Origin of the sequence: Streptomyces sp. CA-210063, from assembly GCF_024612015.1 — a bacterium.
GTDB lineage: Bacteria > Actinomycetota > Actinomycetes > Streptomycetales > Streptomycetaceae > Streptomyces.
The window spans coordinates 6,913,560-6,932,099 of the sequence record NZ_CP102512.1 but is presented as its reverse complement, the minus strand read 5'-3'; the positions used below and the strand labels follow the sequence as shown (position 1 = coordinate 6,932,099).

The 18,540-nt window shown below is 71.7% G+C and carries 16 protein-coding genes; 6 read left to right on the top strand and 10 right to left on the bottom strand.

Going from position 1 to position 18,540, the window contains the following annotated elements; genetic code table 11:
• The first annotated feature begins 25 nt into the window (after nt 1–25).
• Both JIX56_RS30330 and JIX56_RS30325 read left to right on the top strand, forming a co-directional pair.
• Nucleotides 26–883 (top strand): helix-turn-helix domain-containing protein, encoded by an 858-nt coding sequence (locus JIX56_RS30330; RefSeq protein ID WP_257545191.1) that lies wholly within the window; start codon nt 26–28, stop codon nt 881–883.
• On the top strand, nt 880–1,128 hold the full coding sequence (locus JIX56_RS30325) for a DUF397 domain-containing protein (RefSeq protein WP_257545190.1): 249 nt from the start codon (nt 880–882) through the stop codon (nt 1,126–1,128). The genes JIX56_RS30330 and JIX56_RS30325 overlap by 4 nt, the downstream gene beginning before the upstream one ends.
• Here the strand turns inward: JIX56_RS30325 and JIX56_RS30320 are convergent.
• Complete coding sequence (locus JIX56_RS30320; protein WP_257545189.1) at nt 1,103–3,586, bottom strand: hypothetical protein; 2,484 nt, start codon at nt 3,584–3,586, stop codon at nt 1,103–1,105. The genes JIX56_RS30325 and JIX56_RS30320 overlap by 26 nt on opposite strands.
• A gap of 366 nt (nt 3,587–3,952) precedes the next feature.
• The gene (locus tag JIX56_RS30315; RefSeq protein ID WP_257545188.1) at nt 3,953–4,669 is read right to left on the bottom strand and encodes a DUF6333 family protein; all 717 of its coding nucleotides are present in this window, start codon (nt 4,667–4,669) and stop codon (nt 3,953–3,955) included.
• 243 nt (nt 4,670–4,912) lie between these two features.
• Here JIX56_RS30315 and JIX56_RS30310 point away from each other — a divergent pair, with 243 nt between their 5' ends.
• Both JIX56_RS30310 and JIX56_RS30305 read left to right on the top strand, forming a co-directional pair.
• Entirely contained in the window at nt 4,913–5,929 is a 1,017-nt protein-coding gene (locus JIX56_RS30310; protein ID WP_257545187.1) for a helix-turn-helix domain-containing protein, read from the top strand.
• 71 nt (nt 5,930–6,000) lie between these two features.
• Nucleotides 6,001–6,534, top strand: a complete 534-nt coding sequence (locus JIX56_RS30305) for an RICIN domain-containing protein (protein ID WP_257545186.1) — start codon at nt 6,001–6,003, stop codon at nt 6,532–6,534.
• Between the two features lie 188 nt (nt 6,535–6,722).
• Here JIX56_RS30305 and JIX56_RS30300 read toward each other — a convergent pair whose 3' ends face one another.
• The 4 genes from JIX56_RS30300 to JIX56_RS30285 form a co-directional block, all read right to left on the bottom strand.
• Complete coding sequence (locus JIX56_RS30300; RefSeq protein WP_443031910.1) at nt 6,723–8,135, bottom strand: diacylglycerol/lipid kinase family protein; 1,413 nt, start codon at nt 8,133–8,135, stop codon at nt 6,723–6,725.
• A 22-nt stretch (nt 8,136–8,157) separates the two neighbouring features.
• Complete coding sequence (locus tag JIX56_RS30295) at nt 8,158–8,625, bottom strand: DUF7144 family membrane protein (RefSeq protein WP_257545184.1); 468 nt, start codon at nt 8,623–8,625, stop codon at nt 8,158–8,160.
• 30 nt (nt 8,626–8,655) lie between these two features.
• Complete coding sequence (locus tag JIX56_RS30290; RefSeq protein ID WP_257545183.1) at nt 8,656–9,120, bottom strand: SHOCT domain-containing protein; 465 nt, start codon at nt 9,118–9,120, stop codon at nt 8,656–8,658.
• A 183-nt stretch (nt 9,121–9,303) separates the two neighbouring features.
• Nucleotides 9,304–10,665: a hypothetical protein gene (locus tag JIX56_RS30285; RefSeq protein ID WP_257545182.1), complete on the bottom strand. Its 1,362-nt coding sequence runs from the start codon at nt 10,663–10,665 to the stop codon at nt 9,304–9,306.
• 260 nt (nt 10,666–10,925) lie between these two features.
• Here JIX56_RS30285 and JIX56_RS30280 point away from each other — a divergent pair, with 260 nt between their 5' ends.
• A complete protein-coding gene (locus JIX56_RS30280) occupies nt 10,926–11,567 on the top strand; it encodes a potassium channel family protein (protein ID WP_257545181.1) in 642 nt (213 codons plus the stop codon).
• A complete protein-coding gene (locus JIX56_RS30275) occupies nt 11,564–13,000 on the top strand; it encodes a DUF2252 domain-containing protein (protein WP_257545180.1) in 1,437 nt (478 codons plus the stop codon). The genes JIX56_RS30280 and JIX56_RS30275 overlap by 4 nt, the downstream gene beginning before the upstream one ends.
• A gap of 157 nt (nt 13,001–13,157) precedes the next feature.
• Here the strand turns inward: JIX56_RS30275 and JIX56_RS30270 are convergent, their stop codons facing one another.
• From JIX56_RS30270 to JIX56_RS30255, 4 genes are all read right to left on the bottom strand, one after another.
• Nucleotides 13,158–13,355, bottom strand: a complete 198-nt coding sequence (locus JIX56_RS30270) for a hypothetical protein (RefSeq protein WP_257551218.1) — start codon at nt 13,353–13,355, stop codon at nt 13,158–13,160.
• 133 nt (nt 13,356–13,488) lie between these two features.
• On the bottom strand, nt 13,489–14,049 hold the full coding sequence (locus JIX56_RS30265) for a hypothetical protein (RefSeq protein WP_257545179.1): 561 nt from the start codon (nt 14,047–14,049) through the stop codon (nt 13,489–13,491).
• An 18-nt stretch (nt 14,050–14,067) separates the two neighbouring features.
• Nucleotides 14,068–15,705 (bottom strand): MFS transporter, encoded by a 1,638-nt coding sequence (locus JIX56_RS30260; RefSeq protein ID WP_257545178.1) that lies wholly within the window; start codon nt 15,703–15,705, stop codon nt 14,068–14,070.
• Nucleotides 15,706–15,817: 112 nt separating this feature from the next.
• Entirely contained in the window at nt 15,818–18,511 is a 2,694-nt protein-coding gene (locus JIX56_RS30255) for a LuxR C-terminal-related transcriptional regulator (RefSeq protein ID WP_443031909.1), read from the bottom strand.
• Nucleotides 18,512–18,540: the final 29 nt, after the last annotated feature.

Below are 18,540 nucleotides of genomic sequence, written 5' to 3'. Positions count from 1 at the left end.
CGGGCGGGTGCGCGGGAGGTGGCCCATGGTGGCCGACAGCGGCGGCGTGGCGGCAATGGGGATGGGCGGGGGCGGGGAGCCGGAGGCGTCCGACAGCCTGCGGACGTTCGGGGCGATGGTCCAGGCGTTGCGGGAGCACGGGGGGCTGAGCCGGGAGGGGTTGGCGGACCTCGTCGGGTACTCCAAGCACATGGTGGCGTCGGTGGAGTTGGGGAGGCGGATGCCGGATGTGGCGTTCGTGGAGGGGGTGGATCGGGCGCTGGGGAACACCGGGGCGCTGACCAAGGCGGCTCAGCATCTGGGGCGGCAGCCGGGGTTGGCGGCGTGGTTCCGGAAGTGGGCGCGGTTGGAGGCTACGGCGATCGTGCTCTACACGTACGAGAGCCGCATGATCCCGGGCTTGTTGCAGACAGAGGCGTACGCGAGGGCCCTGTTCGACGACCGGCTGCCACTGCTGACCGACGAGGAGGTCGAGGAACAGTGGAGGGCTCGGGCACAGCGGCAGCGGCTGCTCCATGAGCGGCCGAACACGGCGTTCAGCTTCATGCTGGAGGAACACATGTTCCTGCGGCACACGGGCGGTGTGGATGTCACACGTGGACTCCTCGATCACCTGCTGAAGATGGCCAAGTTGCGGAACATCGACATCCAAGTCATGCCCCTGGCACGGGAGTCCCACGCTGGACTCGCCGGACCCATCCAACTACTGGAGACGCCCGAGAACCGCTGGTTCGCCTACTGCGAGGGGCAGCGCGGTGGCCTGCTTGTTTCCGACGCGAAAGAGGTCAGCGTCCTCCAAAGCCGGTATGCCAGGATGCGTTCACAGGCTCTCACCATCCCGGACTCTGTGAGCCTGTTGCAGCGGATGCGAGGAGACCTATGAGCACCACCGGCGGCCTGGTCTGGTTCAAGAGCAGCTACAGCAGCAGCGGCGACGGCGACTGCGTCGAGGTCGCCCTCTCCTGGCACAAGTCGAGCTACAGCAGCGGCGACGGCGACGACTGTGTCGAAGTCGCCGCCGTCCCGCATGCCATCCACGTCCGCGATTCCAAGAACGCGGCCGGGCCTCAGCTCACCTTGTCCCTCACCGCCTGGGCCGACTTCATCCCGTACGCCTCCCAGGGCTGATCCCACGGCGGCGCATCCACCACACCAGCGCGGCGCCCGCCGCGGCCAGCGCCGCGGAGATCGCCGCGATCAGGCCGACCGGCGTGTCGGATCCGGTGTCAGCGAGGTCGCCGCCCGGAGGCGTCGGCTCGTCCCCGGTGTCGTCCGGGTCCGGCGTACCCGTGCCGTCGGTGGGCTTGTCGGTCGGGGTCGGGTCCGGCTTGTCCGACTCCGTGGGGGTCGGCTTGGGGGGAGTGGGGTTGGGGTTGGGGTCGTCACCGTCCACGGCTGACATCTTGCCGCCACCCAGATAGAGCGTGTCGGTGTCCCGGTAGGACGTGTCGTCGGACTTCCGGGAGTTGACGGTGGTGTTGTCCAGGTCCCGGTTCTCCACGTTGAACTGGGTGCGGGAGATGTTCCGCTTGGGCTGCTTGGAGAAGTCCACGCCGCCGACGATGTACACCTGGACGCCCTGGGCGGTCTCCACGTCGTACGTGAACTCACCCTCCGTGTAGATCTTCCGGTACTTGCGGAAGAGCTCGTCCTTGTCCCAGTTCTGGTTCGGCGCCCGCAGTGGCCACGCCTTGACGTCGTCGCTGTTGATGATCGGCCGGAAGTCGGTCGGGTTCTTCGCGTCCTGCTGCCGGATGTACTCGGCGGCGACCCGGGAGGTGTAGACGCGGCGCAGGTCGGCGTACTGCGGGGCGCTGTTGATCTGCTTCTCGACCTCGGGGACGATCATCGAGTCGATGACCGCCTGGGCGGCCGCGATCTCGGCGTCGTTCGGGTCGCAGATCGGCTCGCCCGGGCCCTCGGTGACGGTCTCCTGCGCGGTCGACTTCAGGGCCAGCGGGGCGTCGAGAATGTAGATGCCGCCGTCCTGCTCACGCACCTGCGCGGGCTTGGGCTCGATCCAGTTCCGCAGGCCGGGCATGCACGGCCTGCCGTTCTGCCGGGGCAGGGCCGCCCAGTACCGCCTGCCGAGGTCGGTCTTGGGGTCCATGGCCTTGTAGAAGTCGTGCTTCATCTGAAGGTCGGCTTCGAGCAGGATGCGGCCGGCGTCGGTGGAGGCGAACTTGGAGTCCATGACGCGGTCGGGCTCGTCCGGGTTCAGGTTCACCCAGAACTTGTCCGGCGTCAGCGCCAGCCAGGTGAACATCGCGTCGGAGGAGAGCTGCATCGCCGCCTCGCCGCCCCAGCCGGGGTTGGTGTCCGGGTCGGGCATCTGGTCGGCGCGCATGCTGTACTGCATGCCCTTGCCCTTGCCGAGGCCGCCGACGTAACGCAGCTCGAGGGTGGTGAAGTCGATCCCGCCGGGGCCGCCCCTGGGGAGGGTGCCGCGGGTGTCGAGGCGGCGGGCCTCGGCCTGGATCTGCTTGGCCTCCGCCGGGGTGCGGCCGGAGTCCAGGGCGCGCTGGTTGGCCGGGCCGCGGGTGCCGCAGCTGTTCGCGGAGGCGGCCATGGTCTGAGTGCCACCCGTCTGGCAGCCGGGGGCGAACCAGCGCTGGTGGTCGGAGTAGCCCTTGATGGGGGTGCTCTGGGGGACGGGGTTGTAGAGGCGCTGGTTGCCCCGTACCTGGTTGGACCTGCCGCGCTCTCGTTCGAGTTCGCGGTTGAAGTCGTCGACCAGCTGCTGCTGACCCTTGGTGAACTTCTTCGCGCCCGTGTAGCGGAAGGTGTGGTCCGTCATGGAGCGGGCGACGACCCGGTCCTTGGCGAGCTGGTCCGCCCTCGGCTTGGAGTCCGACTTGAACTCGTTGAACTCCTTGGTGCGCCTGTTGTAGGCGTCGTAGCGGCGCTCGCCGACCTTGTTGCCCTCGGCGTCGAAGAGCTCGACGTAGACCTCACAGAGCCAGTCGGGGCCGATGAGCTTGTAGTCCCGTACGAGCTGGGACTCGAAGCCGGCGCCCTTGTTCAGGTTGGCCTGGTTGCGGAGGTAGATGTTGGTGAACCACTGCTTGAAGGGCCTCTTCTTGCCGGTGTTCAGCCAGCGGGCGTAGATCTCCATCGCCCGGTCGGCGGGCTTGCCGGAGGCGTCGGCGGTCTTCCGCCACGCCTTGTAGTTCTTCTCCGTGTCGCCCGGGACCTTGGAGAGGACCTTCTTCTCCTCGTCCGGCGTGGGGGCCTCGAGCCCGTCGTACGCCTGGCCGGGGAGGTCGTAGTCGAAGTTCTTCGGGAGGTTGTCCGCTTTGTGGAAGTTGCCGAGCGGGCTGTTGGGGAAGCCGGAGTTCGCCGGTGTCCTGGTGGCGGGTGGCAGCCCGTTGCGGACATCGCAGCGCTTGCCGGTCTTGTCCTTGAGTTTGGCCGAGACCGCCGGACCGGCGGCGGCCGTGTCGTCGACGGGCATGCCCGGCAGGCCGGTCAGGGTGACGGCGGCCGCCAGGCCCGCGGCGGCCGTGAGGCGTGCGGTGAGCCGCCACCGTCTGGGTATCTGGAGCGCTCGATTAAAGATGGCGTCTTCCCTCGTTGTGGGGGGCACTGAGGGGGTGTGGGTGGCGCGTGAGGCCCCCGTGACGTGTACGCGCCGCGGCTCACCATAGAGCCCGAAGTCGGCGTATCCAGGGGATTGTTGACGTTGGTGGCGTTGTCAACGGAGCATCAATTGTGAGCGAGGCGTGGGCAGTTCGTCTCAGCGAGGTGTGACGGCGGTCCCACGCGGCGCCCCCGGCACCCGGCACACGCCCTCGCCGCACCGGCCAAAAACCCAGGTAGCTCCTCCCCCGCTCCCGGCTCCACCCGAAGCCGGAGGCCTCGTCGAGGGCTTCCCTCCGGCACACCGAGAACACGCCCCGGACGCCACAGGCGCCGCACAGGATTTCCACAAGACCCGCCGGGGGCCGGACGACTAGCCGACGAAGTACAGCTCTTCCATCGTGGACGTGGCGAACTCCGTGTGCCGTACGCGGAAGGCCGTGGTCTGGATCTGCCGCCACCCCCAGGGGTCGGCCCTGCCCAGGGCCAGGGCGGCGAAGTCGGCCCATTCGATGTCCGCCGGGTCCTCCTCGTCCAGGCCGAGCTCTTCCAGCTTCTCGGCGGCGATGCCGAGGGCGGAGGCGATGGCGCCCGGGTCGCCGGTCACCTCGAACGGCTCGTCCCCGGGCCAGCCGGCGGCGTGGAACAGGGCCCCGTCGGGCAGCCAGACGATGTCCTCGGTGTGGGAGGCCCCGCCGTGGAAGTGGACGCGGCCGACGATGCGGGCGTCGGGGTAGCGCTCGCGCAGCGTGCGGGCCTCGGACAGGAGGGGGGTGTCGTTGCCGTTGTCGGCCAGCGCGGGGTCACTGATACCGAGGACGTGCCCCCAGGCGGCGGCCTGGACGATGTCGAGGTCGGTCCGCGTGTTCGGGTAGGGCACGTCGAGGACGGACCCGGGCCCGATCTCCTCCAGGACCTCGTCGACCGTTCCGAACGACGCGACGAACTCCGCTGCCCGGACAGGGTCGTTGGCCGGAAACGTGCGCGCGTCCACGTCGAACGGCGGGAGGAGAACGGTGAGGTTACAGTGGCCCATGGAGCCGCGCACCATACGGTCGGGCGGGAGGGTCCAGAAGCTGTTGTCGGTCATGCGGGTCACCGTAGCGACGCTCACAAGCCGTCCTACGACCCGGCTGGCAGCGGCATGTGAGGATGCGTTCGCAGACTCACGCCATCCGAGACTCCGTGGGCCTGTTGCAGCGAATGCGAGGGGACCTGTGAGCACCACCGAACTGTCCTGGTTCACGTCCCACGCCACCGGCCACCGGCTCCCCCTCTCCCCCACCGCCTGGGCGGACTTCGTCTCCTCCACCGCGCGGGGCTGACCCCCAGCATGATCGGAACCGTGTTCCGGAGCGACGAGGTGCCCGTGGAGCACCGGTTCGACTACTGGCGGGAGTTGACGCACAGGGCGATCGCGCCCAGCGAGATGAGCAGCGAGTTCGCCGACGACTTCTGGGCACGGCAGCGGCTGTTGGAGCTGGGGCCGCTGATGGTATGGCCGACGGCGCACCTGCCGACGGGGTTCCGGCGAACCGAGAAGCTGGTGCGGCAGGCCGACCCGGAGATGTACCACCTGTCGCTGGTGCTCGGCGGCGGGCTGGGGTTCGAGCATGTGGGGCGGGCCGAGGTGTACGGCCCGAGCGACCTGTGGGTGAGTGACACGTCACGGCCGTATGACGTGCACCCGCCTGCCGACCTGGGCCGTGAGGTGATCACGGGGGTGGGCGTGGACTTCCCCAAGGCGCTGCTGCCCCTGCCGCCCGCCCGGATCGGGCAGCTACTGGGGCGTCGGCTGTCCGGACGGGAGGGTGTGGGCGCCCTGCTGACGGGGTTCCTCACCGGTCTGGAGCAGCAGGCCGACTCCCTCCAGCCGTCCGACGCGCCCCGCCTGGGCACGGTGCTGATCGACCTGCTGTCCGCCTGGTTCGCCCAGGTGCTGGAGGCGGAGGACGCGCTGCCACCGGAGACCCGCCAGCGGGCCCTGATGACGCGCGTACGGGCGTTCATCCGCCAGAACCTGCACGACCCGGAGCTGACCCCGCCCGTGATAGCCGCCGCCCACCACATCTCCCTGAGCTATCTGCACCGGCTCTTCCAGGAGGACTCCCCCGGCGAGACGGTCGCGGCCTGGATCCGCGTCCAGCGCCTCGAAGGCGCCCGCCGCGACCTGGCGGACCCCAACCTCGGCTCCACGCCGGTCCACACCATCGCCACCCGCTGGGGCCTGGTCCGCGCCTCCGACTTCACGCGCGCGTTCCGGGGCGCGTACGGGGTGTCGCCGACGGAGTACCGCGCACAGGCACGGTCCGTAGACGCAGAACCAAGCCCCCTGTGGACTCGCTCCTAACGACAGCCCCAGGTGTCGCCCCGCATGGTGATCGGGCACGTGACCGTGATCACCCACAGGAGGGGAAACCAATGCGCAAGCGCAGCATGGCGATCGCCGGAGCGATCGCGGCGATCGCCATTCCGTTGTCGGCCACGTCGGCCAGTGCGGTCGGGGTCGAGGGCCGCTGGGCAGTCGGGAACGCGGGCACCGGGAAGTGTCTGGCGATGCCCGGCGGTTCCTCGGCGGGGCAGGGAACGGCCGCCATCCAGTTCACCTGCGACTCGCCCGCCGACGGCGTGTGGGACACCGACCAGTTGTGGACCTGGGAGCTGATCCCCGGGGCCACGTCGACGTACACCATCAAGAACTACGCCACCGGACAGTGCCTGGCCATCGGCGGCGGCAGCACCGCCAACGGCGCGGAGGCCATCCAGTGGCCCTGCAACAGCGGCGCCGACGAACAGGAATGGGTCTACGACAGCACCCACCGGCTGCGGAACAACAAGAGCGACCTCTGCCTCGCCATCCCCAGCGCCAGCGGGGCGAACTCCGTCGCGGCCGTCCAATGGACGTGCAGAAGCGTCACCACCAACCGGGAACAGCAGTGGGAGCAGCTCGCGTAGCTTCCGCACGACCGCTGTGTGAGCCTCGCCCATGAGAGGGAAGCGGGCGGCGACTTCGCCGCCCGCTTCCGCACTCCGTCGGTCCGCCAGGCCAGGGCAGAGCACTCCGTCGGTCCGCCCGGCCAGGGCAGAACAGAGCACAGCCCGTCCGTCAGCGGTTCAGGTTCATGACGCCGACCCCGAGCCCTTCATAGGGGCCGTGCTCCACGGTGGCGACCAGCCCGCCCATCGGACCTGATCCGGGGGCCCAGGGCCAGGCGGGCCACGCGGGGCCAGTCGGCGGCTGCGCCGGTCACTCGTGGCGCATGGGGGCGGTGGCGGGGTAGGCGGACCCGGAGTGCCCCGGGTGCGCTGCGGCACACGACGGGTGACGGCAGGACGACGTGCTCTCCGTCGATGCCGACCGGGAGGATGCCCGCGTCGGCTTCGACGACGACTTCCCCGGCGCTCAGCCGGACGAGTCCCCGGGAGCGTGGACCGCGCAGCAGGCGTGCCGCCTCGGCGGTGTTGCCGACCCGCACGCACACCACGCCGAGGAGCCCTGTGTCCAGCCGCTCCCTGCGCCCGGGGCGGGCCGCGTCGACGGCACGGCCGTAGGGGTTGTTGCTGACGAGCAGCGCCTGAAGTCCGTCGACGTACGTGCCGTCGGTCCGCGCCCGCAGTCCGGGTGCGTCCTCGCCGGTGAGGAGGCCGGGGAGGGTTCGCAGGGTGGTGCGGGTCTTGGCGTCCCGGTAGGCGGGGTCGGTGACGACGTGCGCGTACGCGCCGAACGAGGCGTTGTTGACGAAGACCCGGTCCGCGGCGTATCCGAGGTCGACGCGGAGTTCGACGCCGTCGGTCAGGGCTTCCAGGGCCGCCGCCGGGTCGTCGCGGTCGAGGCCGAGGTCGAGGGCGAAGTGGTTGCGGGTACCGGCGGGGATCACCACGAACGGCAGGTCGTGGCGTGCGGCGACCTCGGCCACCAGGGCCTGGGTGCCGTCGCCGCCCGCCACCGCCAGCAGATCGGCGCCCTCGGTGACGGCCCGCCGGGCCAGTTCGGCGACGTCCTGGTGCCGGCCCGCGTCGAGCAGGGCCACCCGGCAGCCCGCCGCCCGGGCCTTCTCCACCAGGTGGAAGCGGTCCACCTTGCCGCCGCCGGAGCGCGGATTCATGAGGATCCAGGGGGTACGGGGTGCCTCCGCGACAGCCGGTCCGGGGCGCCCGGACTTTTCGGAGGCGGTGTGACCCGGGCTCAGAGCCGTGCGTGCCGCCGTGACGGCGAGGAGCCACAGGGCCAGGGACAGCAGGGCCGGCCCCAGCATGCCGAACGTGGCGTACAGGGCGAGGACGGCGACGGGGGCGGCCAGTGACAGGGCCGCGCCGAGGGCACGCGGCACGCCGGTGTGCGCCACGGCCCACCACGCTCCGACGGCGGCGAGCGCCAGTCCCGCGATGCCGGCCAGCGCCCACAGCACGCTCCGCAGACCGGCGGCGACGAGCGGCACCAGGATGCTGCCCAGCAGGGCGAGCAGAGCCAAGCGGGCCCGCCCGGCACTGCCCCCGCGTACGGTCGGGGTTCCTGTCTCCCCCGATGCCCCCGTGTCCCCGCCGCGCGGTCCCACCGGTCGGCCCTTCCCTTCCGCCTCACACCCGGTGCGAGGGGCGCTCCTCGTACATCGGGCGCTCCTCGGACAGGTCGAAGAGGTTGTCGCGCCGGACCACGCACAGGGCCCAGATGATGAAGCCCGAGATGGTGATCATCACGACCGACCAGACCGGGTAGTACGGCAGCGAGAGGAAGTTGGCGATGATGACGAGTCCGGCGATGGCCACGCCGGCGACGCGCGCCCAGGTCGAGGTCTTGAGCAGCCCGAAGCTGACGATCACGGCGACCGCGCCCAGGGCGAGGTGGACCCAGCCCCAGCCGGTCAGGTCGAACTCGAACACGTAATTGCGCGTCGTGAGGAAGATGTCGTCCTCGGCGATGGCCATGATGCCCCGGAAGATGTCGAGCAGGCCGACGAGGAAGAGCATCACGGCCCCGAAGGCCGTCAGGCCGGATGCCCATCCCTGCTTCGCGGTGTGGGTCGGCCGGGTGTGTGTCGCGGTCATCTCGCGCCTCGTTTCGTGTGGTCCGGATGCTCAGCGACCGGACATGTGGGTGGGGGAACCCGAGTGCTCAGCCGGACCGTGGCCGGTCAGGACCAGTTCCTTCGCCCTGCGGAACTCCTCGTCCGTGATGGCGCCGCGGTCGCGGATCTCGGACAGCCTGGCGAGCTCGTCGACGCTGCTGCGCCGGCTGTCGGCGGCGGTCTCCCTGATGTAGGCGTTGAACTCGTCCTGCTGCGCACGCGCCTGCGCGATCTCCCGGCGGCCCATGTTCTTGCCCCGGGCGATCACGTAGACGAACACGCCCAGGAAGGGCAGGACGACGCAGAACGCCAGCCAGCCGGCCTTCGCCCAGCCGCTCAGGTCGTCGTCACGGAAGACGTCGACGACGATCCGGAAGAGCAGGACGAACCACATGATCCACAGGAAGAACACGAGCATGGTCCAGAAAGCCCCCAGCAGGGGAAAGTCGTACGCCAGGTAGGTCGGCTCGTTCATGTCCGTCCTCCGTCCCGGGCCTTCGCCCCGGTAGCGGGTGTGTGCCGTAGCGGGTGTGTGCCGTAGCGGGTGTGTGGCGTCTTCAGCGTGCCCACGGCGGACACGGGGCGCCTCACCCGGCGCGGGTGAGTGCGGCGGACGCCGGGAGTGTCATCGGCGGCGGGAACGCGGTGAGGCACGCGCTCATGGGGTCGCCCGGTCTGCCGACCGGTCTGCCGCCCCGTCGTCGGCCCGTCCGGCGGCGGCCGCGAGGATCGCCAGGACGATCAGGACCGCCAGGGCGATGCCGAGAACGAGCACCACCGCGCCGACCGTGGGGTGGTTCCAGAGCAGCAGGGCCAGCGCTCCGGCCGCGAGGACGCCACCGGTGGTCCATGCCCGGTGGTCGGTCAGCCAGCGCCCGGTGGCTCCGGTGCGCATCCCGGCACGACGCAACGCCCGGCCGGCGGCCGTCGCGCCCCGGTCCGCCGTCGTGCGGACGGCCCGGGCGGGACGTCCGGGACCGTACAGGTAGGCGACCAGCGCCGTGATCACGGAGATCACCAGCAGGGTGCGTGTGCTGTCGCGCAGGAAGCGGACGAACGTGTCGTAGATCGCCGCGGCCGCGTCGGTGGGCAGCGCCGTGGGCGGAACCGAGTCCAGATAGACCCGTCGGAACACGGCGAGCGCGACGAGCAGGACCACCATCATCACGCCGACACCCGTCGCGGTGATCGCCAGCATCACCCGGTGTGCCGGATTGGTCCACACGGCGAGCGCGGCGAGTACGACGGTCAGGACGGGCAGCCAGGTGCCGAGGATGTCCAGCAGCCGCATCGTGTCCTGCGCCTCGTCCAGTTCCTCGGCCTGGAACAGCGTGATCGTCCGGTCGGTGTCCGGGATGGCGGCGGCCTGGTCGAAGCCCGCGTCGACGAGCCGCTCCCGGACCTGGTCCACGATCTCTCCCACGTCCAGTCGGACGGCGCCGTCCTCGGCGCGCACGGCGCCCTCGTCGTCGCCGGTCAGCATGCTGACCACCGCGGCGTGCGACCGCTCGTTGGCGCCCTCCCACACCTGCTGGAAGGCGTCACTGATGATCACACGCCTGATGGTGGCGTCGACGACGCTCGTGACCGCGGAGCGCAGCGGAGCCTCGAGGGAGTCGGCGCCCTCCACGACGCGGGGTGGTGCCCCGGCGTCCTGGAGGGCCTTGGTGAGCGCGTCCGTCACCGCCGCCACGTCAACGTTCTCCACCACGCGGTCCGTGAGCCGGTTGATCACGACTTCCTGCACCGCCGGCTCGGACGCCAGCGGTGCGACGGTCTCCACATACCGGTCGGTGTCGGAGACCGTGTCCTGGACCCAGGCCGCGACGACGGCCAGGGGCGCCAGGACCAGGGCCAGCAGCAGGAGGACCGAGGAACCGGCCTGGCGCAGCCGCCGGTGGCGTACCGCCGCGTGCCGGCGCAGCCGCTCGTACTCCGCTCGTTCGTCGGCGGTCATGACGTGCTTCGGGTTCGCGGCTCCGCCGGGGTCCGGCGGATCCGGGGTCGCGGCCGGGTTCATGGACGCTCCCTTCCGTGTGTGCGCAGCCCCGGCGGGCATGTTCGAGGCCCTGGCCGCTCCAGGGTCATGCCTGCCGCCGGGCGACCGGGTCACCCACCACGGGTGATCCGTCGACGCCGCCGCGGCGGTGGGATGGAAGTCCCCCGGCGCCCGCCCCACTGGCATTCCGGCGCCGGACGGACCGAACCGAACTGGAAAAACGCCGTACGGACCGTGAGAAACGGCCGGCCGGACGGGCCGAGAGGAATGAAAGACACGAGATGAGCGATCCGAGCACTGCCCGGACGGACCGCGCCCGGTCCGGGCCGGACGCGCGCCGGACGCGTCGGCGGCGCCGCCCCCACCGGTGGGCGGCGGCCGTCGCCGGCGTCCGCGCCGTGCTCATCGCCGTCGGCCTGGTCACCGCCTACTACCTGCTGCCTCTGGACGAGCGTGGGACGGCCGGCGCGTCGACGCTGCTCGTGTGCGGCCTGGTGGCGGTGGGGCTGGTGTTCTCGTGGGAGGTGCGGGTCATCGCGCGCTCGCCCCACCCGCGCCTGAAGGCCGTCGAGGCCCTCGCCGCCACGCTGGTGCTGTTCCTGGTCCTCTTCGCCGGCGCCTACTACCTGCTGGACCGCTCCGCCCCGGGCTCCTTCAGTGAGCCGCTGACCAGGACGGACGCCTTGTACTTCGCTCTGACCACGTTCAGCACCGTCGGCTACGGGGACATCGCGGCCCGGTCCCAGGCCGGGCGCGTGCTGACGATGTTGCAGATGACGGGAGGGCTGCTGCTCGTCGGTGTCGCCGCACGGGTGCTGGCGGGCGCGGTCCAGGCGGGGCTGCGCCGACAGCGCCGGGGGCCGTCGGGGCAGCGGGGTTCCGGCAGCGACGCCGGGACGCCGGACCGGGAGGACGGACCATGACCGTGCCCAGCGTTTTCACCTCACACCTGTCCCCGGCCGAGCGAGCGGAGCACGGCAGGAACGCGCGGAGGCGGGCGTCGCGTTCGTCGCACGGCTGGTACGAGACGGAATACGAGACGGAACAGCCGCGACCCGACCCCGTCGAGGTGATAGAGCGTCAGTCGGCCGATCGGGTACCGGAGTTGGTGCCCATTCGCTACGGCCGCATGCTGGAGTCGCCGTTCCGCTTCTACCGCGGCGCCGCCGCGATCATGGCGGCCGACCTGGGGCGTCTCCCCAACACCGGACTGCACGTGCAGCTCTGCGGTGACGCGCATCCGCTGAACTTCCGGCTGCTCGCCTCGCCGGAGCGCCGGCTCGTCTTCGACATCAACGACTTCGACGAGACCCTGCCCGGGCCGTTCGAGTGGGACGTCAAGCGGCTGGCGGCCGGTTTCGTGACGGCGGGCCGCGCGAACGGCTTCTCGCCCAAGGAGCAGCACAGCGTCGTACGGACCTGCGTGCGGTCCTACCGGGAACGGATGCGCGAGTTCGCCGGCATGCGGACCCTGGACATCTGGTACGCCCAGGACGATGCCGACGCGCTGGGGGAACTGCTGGCCTCGTCGAAGGACAGGTCGCTGGAAGGGGAGGCCAGACGCCGTACGGCCGGGGCCGCCGCGCGGGCCCGTACGCGTACCCATCTCCGGGCCTTCGAGAAGCTCACCCGTGTCACGGCCGAGGGCCGGCGTATCGCACCGGACCCGCCGCTGATCACCCCGCTCGGCCAGCTGTCGGCCGCCGACCCGTCCGAGGCCACCCGGGAAGAGGAACTCCAGGCCCTCCTGGACCGGTACGCACGGACCCTGCCGTCCGAGCGCCGGCACCTGTTGCACCACTACCGCCCGGTGGACATGGCCCGGAAAGTCGTGAGGGTCGGCAGTGTCGGTACGCGCTGCTGGGTGCTGCTCCTGCTCGGCAGGGACGACGACGATCCCCTGCTGCTGCAGGCCAAGGAGGCCCAGGAGTCGGTGCTGGCCGCCCACACGGGCGGTGAGCGCTACGACAACCAGGGCCGCCGGGTGGTGACGGGGCAGCGCCTGATGCAGACGTCCGGCGACATCTTCCTGGGCTGGACGCACGCCGTGGGCCTCGACGGGCGGGGACGGGACTTCTATGTGCGCCAGTTGTGGGACTGGAAGGGCATCGCACGGCCGGAGACGATGGGGCCGGGCCTGCTCGCCCTCTTCGGCCGGCTGTGCGGGGCGTCCCTGGCCCGGGCCCACGCCCGCTCCGGCGATCCCATCGCCCTCGCCGCCTACCTGGGCGGCGGCGACCGCTTCGACCGCGCTCTCGCCGAGTTCGCCCAGAGCTACGCCGACCAGAACGAGCGGGACTTCGAGGCCCTGGAAGCCGCTCGCCGCTCCGGCCGGATCACGGCGGAGCGGCTCTGAAAGGACCCTTGCCCGGTCACCACGAAAGGCCCGCCCCTTGCCCGGTCACCACGCGAGGCCGCCGGCTGCCCCGGTCACCACGCGAGGCCGCCGGCTGTCCGCGCCGCACACCGTCGCCGGCTGTCCGGCGCCGCACACCGCCCAGCCCCGTCACTCGTCACTCCGGCAGCTGCCGCATCTCCACGACCCTCAGTCCCAGTGACTGGCAGCGTGCCAGCAGCCCGTACAGGTGCGCTTCGTCCACGACCGGGCCGAAGAGGACGGTCTGGCCGGACATCACCACATGGCCCAGCTCCGGGAAGGCCTGGGCCAGCGTTTCCGACAGATGTCCCTCGACCCGGATCTCGTAGCGCACGAGCTGTCCCTCCATGGGCCGCCTCGGACAGGCGGACGGCACCCTCACCTGCGATCGTCCGCCTCCACGTTCCTTCGGGCCTCACCCGGTACAGGTGACCCGCCGCATGCTTCAGATCTCAGTGCTTCAGATCTCAGTGCTTCAGAACGATCTTGAAGGAGATGATCAGCAGGCCCAGCAACAGGTTGACCGATGCCGTGGCGGCCACAAGCCGCCGCGAAGCACCGGCGCGGCGTGCGGCGGCCACGGACCAGCCCACCTGCCCGGCCACGGCGACGAAGAGAGCCAGCCAGAGGGCACCTCGAAGGTCCAGGCCGAGGAGCGGGCTGACCGCCACCGCGGCCGCCGGCGGGACGGCGGCCTTGACGATCGGCCACTCGTCCCGGCACACGTCCAGCACGACCCGACGGTCCGGAGCCTGACGCGCCAGGCGCGCCCCGAACAGCTGGGCATGCACGTGCGCGATCCAGAAGACCACGCCGGTGAGCAACAGCAGCAGCACCAGCTCGGTGCGGGGGAACGAGCCCAGGGAGCCGGCGCCGATCACCACGGAGGCAGCGAGCATGGATCCGTAGACGCCGCCCGTGTAGTCCGCGTGGGCGCGGCGCGCACCACGGCGAGCCCGGCGCTCGGCACGGCGCGCTCCGCGGGCCGTGGCCGGGGCGGTCCTGGTCCTGGTCCTGGTCCTGGACACCGGTGGCTCCCTCCGGACTCAGCGCGCTCGGCGCGTCGGTCCGCTCGCTCCGGCCGGGGCATCGGCGTCCGGCTGTCGCGTACGGCTGTCCCGGGCGGTCGGCAGGTGCGGGGTGACCAGGAAACTGGCGAGGGCGATGCCGCCGGTGGCCAGGATCGCCGCCTTCAGGCCGTCGAGCTGGGCGGAGGCGTAGGAGTCCGCGACGGCCTCGACCTCGGACGGTGGCAGCCCGGCACGCTCGGCCGCCGAGCGCACCTCGTCGGTGGGGACGAAGGTGATCCCGGCCTGGAGAGCGACACCGACCTGCTCACGGGTCTCCTCGGACAGCCGCGGGTTGTCCGCCACCTGCGTGGTGAAGGCGTGGGCGAGCGCACCGATGAGGATCGACCCGATGAGGGCGGTGCCCAGCGCGGAGCCCAGATTCTGGGCTGTGAACTGGAGCCCTCCGGCCTCACCGCGTTCCTCCTCGCCGACGCTGGACTGGACGACGTTGCCCAGCTGCGAGGCGAGCAGGCCGACGCCCACGCCCAGCAGGGCCATGGCTCCGGCGAACGACGCGTCGTCGATGACCGGGTCGATGGTGGCGAGCAGCCACACGATGGCCGCCGTCAGGGTCAGCAGGGCCAGCCGGACCACCCCGCGCGGCCCCATCACACGCCCCAGCGAGGACCCGCACAGGGAGGTCACGAGCATGGTGACGGACACCGGGAGCAGGCGCAGGCCCGTCTGGAAGGCGTCGAACCCCTGCACCACCTGCAAGTACAGCGGGATGGTGAAGAACAGCCCCAGCAGGATGAGGTTCTGGCTCAGCAGCGTCATCAGGCCGGACCGCAGCACGGGCCTGCCCAGCAGGGACAGGTGTACGAGGGGGTCGGCGCCCTGCTCGTCGCGGCGCCGTTCCCAGTGCCGGAACACGGCCAGTACGGCCGCGCCGGCGCCGATGACGAACAGGGTCGGGGCGAAGCCGAGGACGGTGAAGGGCGGGTTGCGGGGCTGGACCCAGCCCCAGGTACTGCTCTGGAGTACCCCGAGCACGCCCAGCGCCAGTCCGGCCGCCGAGAGGACGGCACCCACCCAGTCCAGCCGGGGGCGCCGCACGGTCGGCGCGGGCGTCGCGATCACCCGGCGGCACAGCAGGACGGCCGCGACGACCACGACCTCGCCCGCGAAGACCAGCCGCCAGGTGAGGTACGTCGTCACCCAGCCGCCCAGCAGCGGACCGACCGCGATCCCGGCGCCGGCGAGCCCGCCGATGACCGCGTAGGCGACGGCCCGGTCCTTCCCCCGGTACGACTCCGCGACGAGTGCGGCCATGGCCGGCAGCACCATGGCGGCGCCCAGTCCCTCGATGACCGACCAGCCCAGTGCCAGGACCCACAGCGTGGGTGCCACGGCGGTCAGGGCCGACCCCACGCCGTAGACGACCAGCCCGAGCAGGAACATGCGGCGACGCCCCAGGATGTCCCCGAACCTGCCGCCGATGATCATGAACGCCGCCATGACCAGGGCGTACAGGGTGATGACGGCCTGGATCGCGGTGACCTCCGTGTCGAAGTCCTCGACCAGCTGGCTGATGGACACGTTCATGACGGAGGTGTCCAGGACCATCAGGAACTGGGCCGTACCGAGGACGATCAGAGCCCGCCAGCGCTTCACGGTGTCCACCTCGCAGAGTCGTCCGTCCCGCCGCTGCTCCCATCGCATCCGAAGTACGCGCCCCGTGCCTCACCCTCCGCGGGGGAAGAGACGGCACGGGGGTCGCGCGTGGTCACAGCATCCGAAGGTCGCGCGCGCGGCGTACCGCGTCGCCCCGCCGGTTCACCGCGAGCTTCCGGTAGACGCTCTTGAGGTGGGTCTTCACCGTGTTCACCGACACGTAGAGGTCGGCGGCGATCTCCTCCGTCGACATCATGCGGGCCAGGCGCTCCAGGACGTCGCGCTCGCGCGCGCTCAGCTCCACCGCGACGAGCGGCGAGGACGGCGACTCCGGTCCAGGCCGCTCACCGTGTCGCGGCGCGCCGGGCGTGAGCCAGCCCGCTGCGAGCTCGTGCAGCGGAGCCGTGGCGAGGAGAGGCCGGATCCACGCTCCCGCGTCGAGGAACGGGCGCCGCAGCCGCTCGCGCCGGGCGTCGAGGAGCGCCTGCGCCACGAGCTTGCGGGCGGTGGCGGTGTCTCCCGCCCCGTCCGCGGCCCGCGCCCGCACCAGCGCCGCCCGCACGGTCACCGCCGGGCCCGTCCCGCCCTGGGGGTGGATGCTGTCGAGCAGGTCGATCGCCTCCCCGCGACGCCCTGCGGCGAGCTGGATCGCCGCGGCCTCCACGGCCGACGCCGGCTGGTCGCCGGAGACTCCCCGGAGCAGCTCGGCGGCTGTGTCCGGCCGTCCTTCGGCCAGGTGGGCGGCGGAGGCGACGAGCGTTTCATGGCTCGCCGCCCAGGGTGAGGTCACGGCGGCGGAGACGGCCGGGACCGCCGCCTCCGCGGCGGCTCGTGTCTTCCCCCTGACCAGCAGGAGACGGGCTGTGGCGAGGGCTCGTCCCGCCGCCGGCACCGGATCACGCGTTTCCGAGGGGAGCCGGGGCGTCTCGTCGAGGAGCGCCTGGGCCCGGTCCAGATCATCGCGGTCGACCGCCACCGCCGCCAGGACCAGCCGCGCGAGGCCGGAGCCGGACGGCTGGGGCACGCCGCCCCGCTCCGCCTCGGACACCGCCGCCAGGGCCTTGCGCTCCGCCCTGACGAGCCAGCCGTTCAGGTAGTCGAGGAGGGCCAGGTGCCCCATCGACTCCTCCCGGGGCAACACGGTGGAGGTTCCGCCGGGAGTGCCGGCCACGGTGGTCAGCACCGTGCGGGCTTCCTCGAAACGCCCGGCCCACAGGCGCGCCGAGCCCAGATGCGTCAGCAGGAGAGCGGTGAACTCGGGATGTCTGTCCAGGAGATGCGCCGGGATCTCCCCGCGCAGTCCCTCGGCCGCCGCGGCGGCCTCTTCGACCTGTGGGGGGCATCCGGTCAGCCGGGCGGCCAGCGCCCCCAGCAGCGCGCAGCTCAGCTGGGCGGCCGCCAGGCCGGGCGCGTCGTGGGCCAGCTGCTCCTCGGCGCGGCGCAGGCGTGCCAGACCACGGTCGAGGTCGCACCGGGACAGGTCGCGGGCCGCGCGCACCAGGTCCGTCGCCGGACCGCCGGCCTCGGGCCCCATACGGGAGAACAACTGGGCCAGGTCGCCCGAGCGCAGGCCGGTGAAGAGCTGTCCGATCGCCAGGTCGTCTATGAGGGCACCGGCGGCGCATTCCCAGTCGCCCGCGGCGGCTCCGTGGGCGAGTGTCTCCGGCAGGAATCCGGCACGGCGCAGCCACCGCGCGGCCCGCTGGTGGAGTTCCGGCTCCAGCCCCGGCAGACGCACCCGCAGATGCGCCCGGAGGATCTCACCGAACAGGGGATGGAGCTGGTACCACGAACGCCCGAGGTGCTCGACGAACGCGTTCTCGCGGTGCAAACCGAGGAGCAGGGGCTCGGCGTCGGTCCGGCCGGTCAGCGCGTCGGCCAGATCAGGACAGAAGCGCTCCAGGACGCTGACGCGCAGCAGGAGGTCCTGTGTCTTCTCCGGCTGCCGCTTGAGCACCTCGGCCAGCAGGAAGTCCGCGACGACGCTCCGGTCCGCCTCGAACTCCTTCAGGTAGGCCTCCGGGTCGGGGTTCTCCCGCGCTGCCAGGGCACAGAGGCGCAGGCCGGCGGCCCAGCCCCGGGTACGGTCCACCAGGGCGCGCGCGGCGGCGACGGGAAGGCTCAGACCGTGCAGCTCCAGCAGGGCGACGGCCTCCTCCGGGGTGAAGGCCAGCTCGGCGGCGCGGATCTCGGTCAGCTCGCCCGCCGCCCGGTAACGGTGCAGCGGCAGCAGGGGTTCGGTGCGGGTGACGAGGACCAGGCGCAGGCCCCGTCCGGCGTGGTGCAGGACGAACTCCAGCTGCTCCGCGATCTCCGGGGCGGTCACGCGCTCGTACTCGTCGAGGACCAGGACCACCGGCTGGTCACGTTCCTCCAGTTCGGCGGCGAGCGCCACCAGGAGCCCGCGGTCGATCCGGGACGCCTCCGCCGGGAACCCGACCCCGCCGGACGCCGGCGCTCCGCAGGCGCGCAGGGCCTGGAGGACGTACGCCCAGAACACACCGGGACGCCGGTCCCCCGCCTCGACGGTGAGCCAGGCGACCGCCTGCCCGAGACCGGCGGCCCATTCGGCGGCCAGCAGTGTCTTGCCCGCTCCGGCCGGTCCGTTGACCAGCGTCAACGGCGTCCGGAGAGCCTGGTCGAGATGGCGGACGAGCCGCGGGCGCGGCAGGTGGGTGGCGGGCCTCGCCGGCAGCACGATCCGGGTGCGCAGGAAGTGGTCCCCCTGCGGATCGGTGCACAGAACGGCTGGGCCGGCCGCCCCTGAGATGTTCTCGTCAGCCTCCGCCACGGCGCTCACCACCACTGTCCGTCACGGTCAGGTCCTGGGCCGCG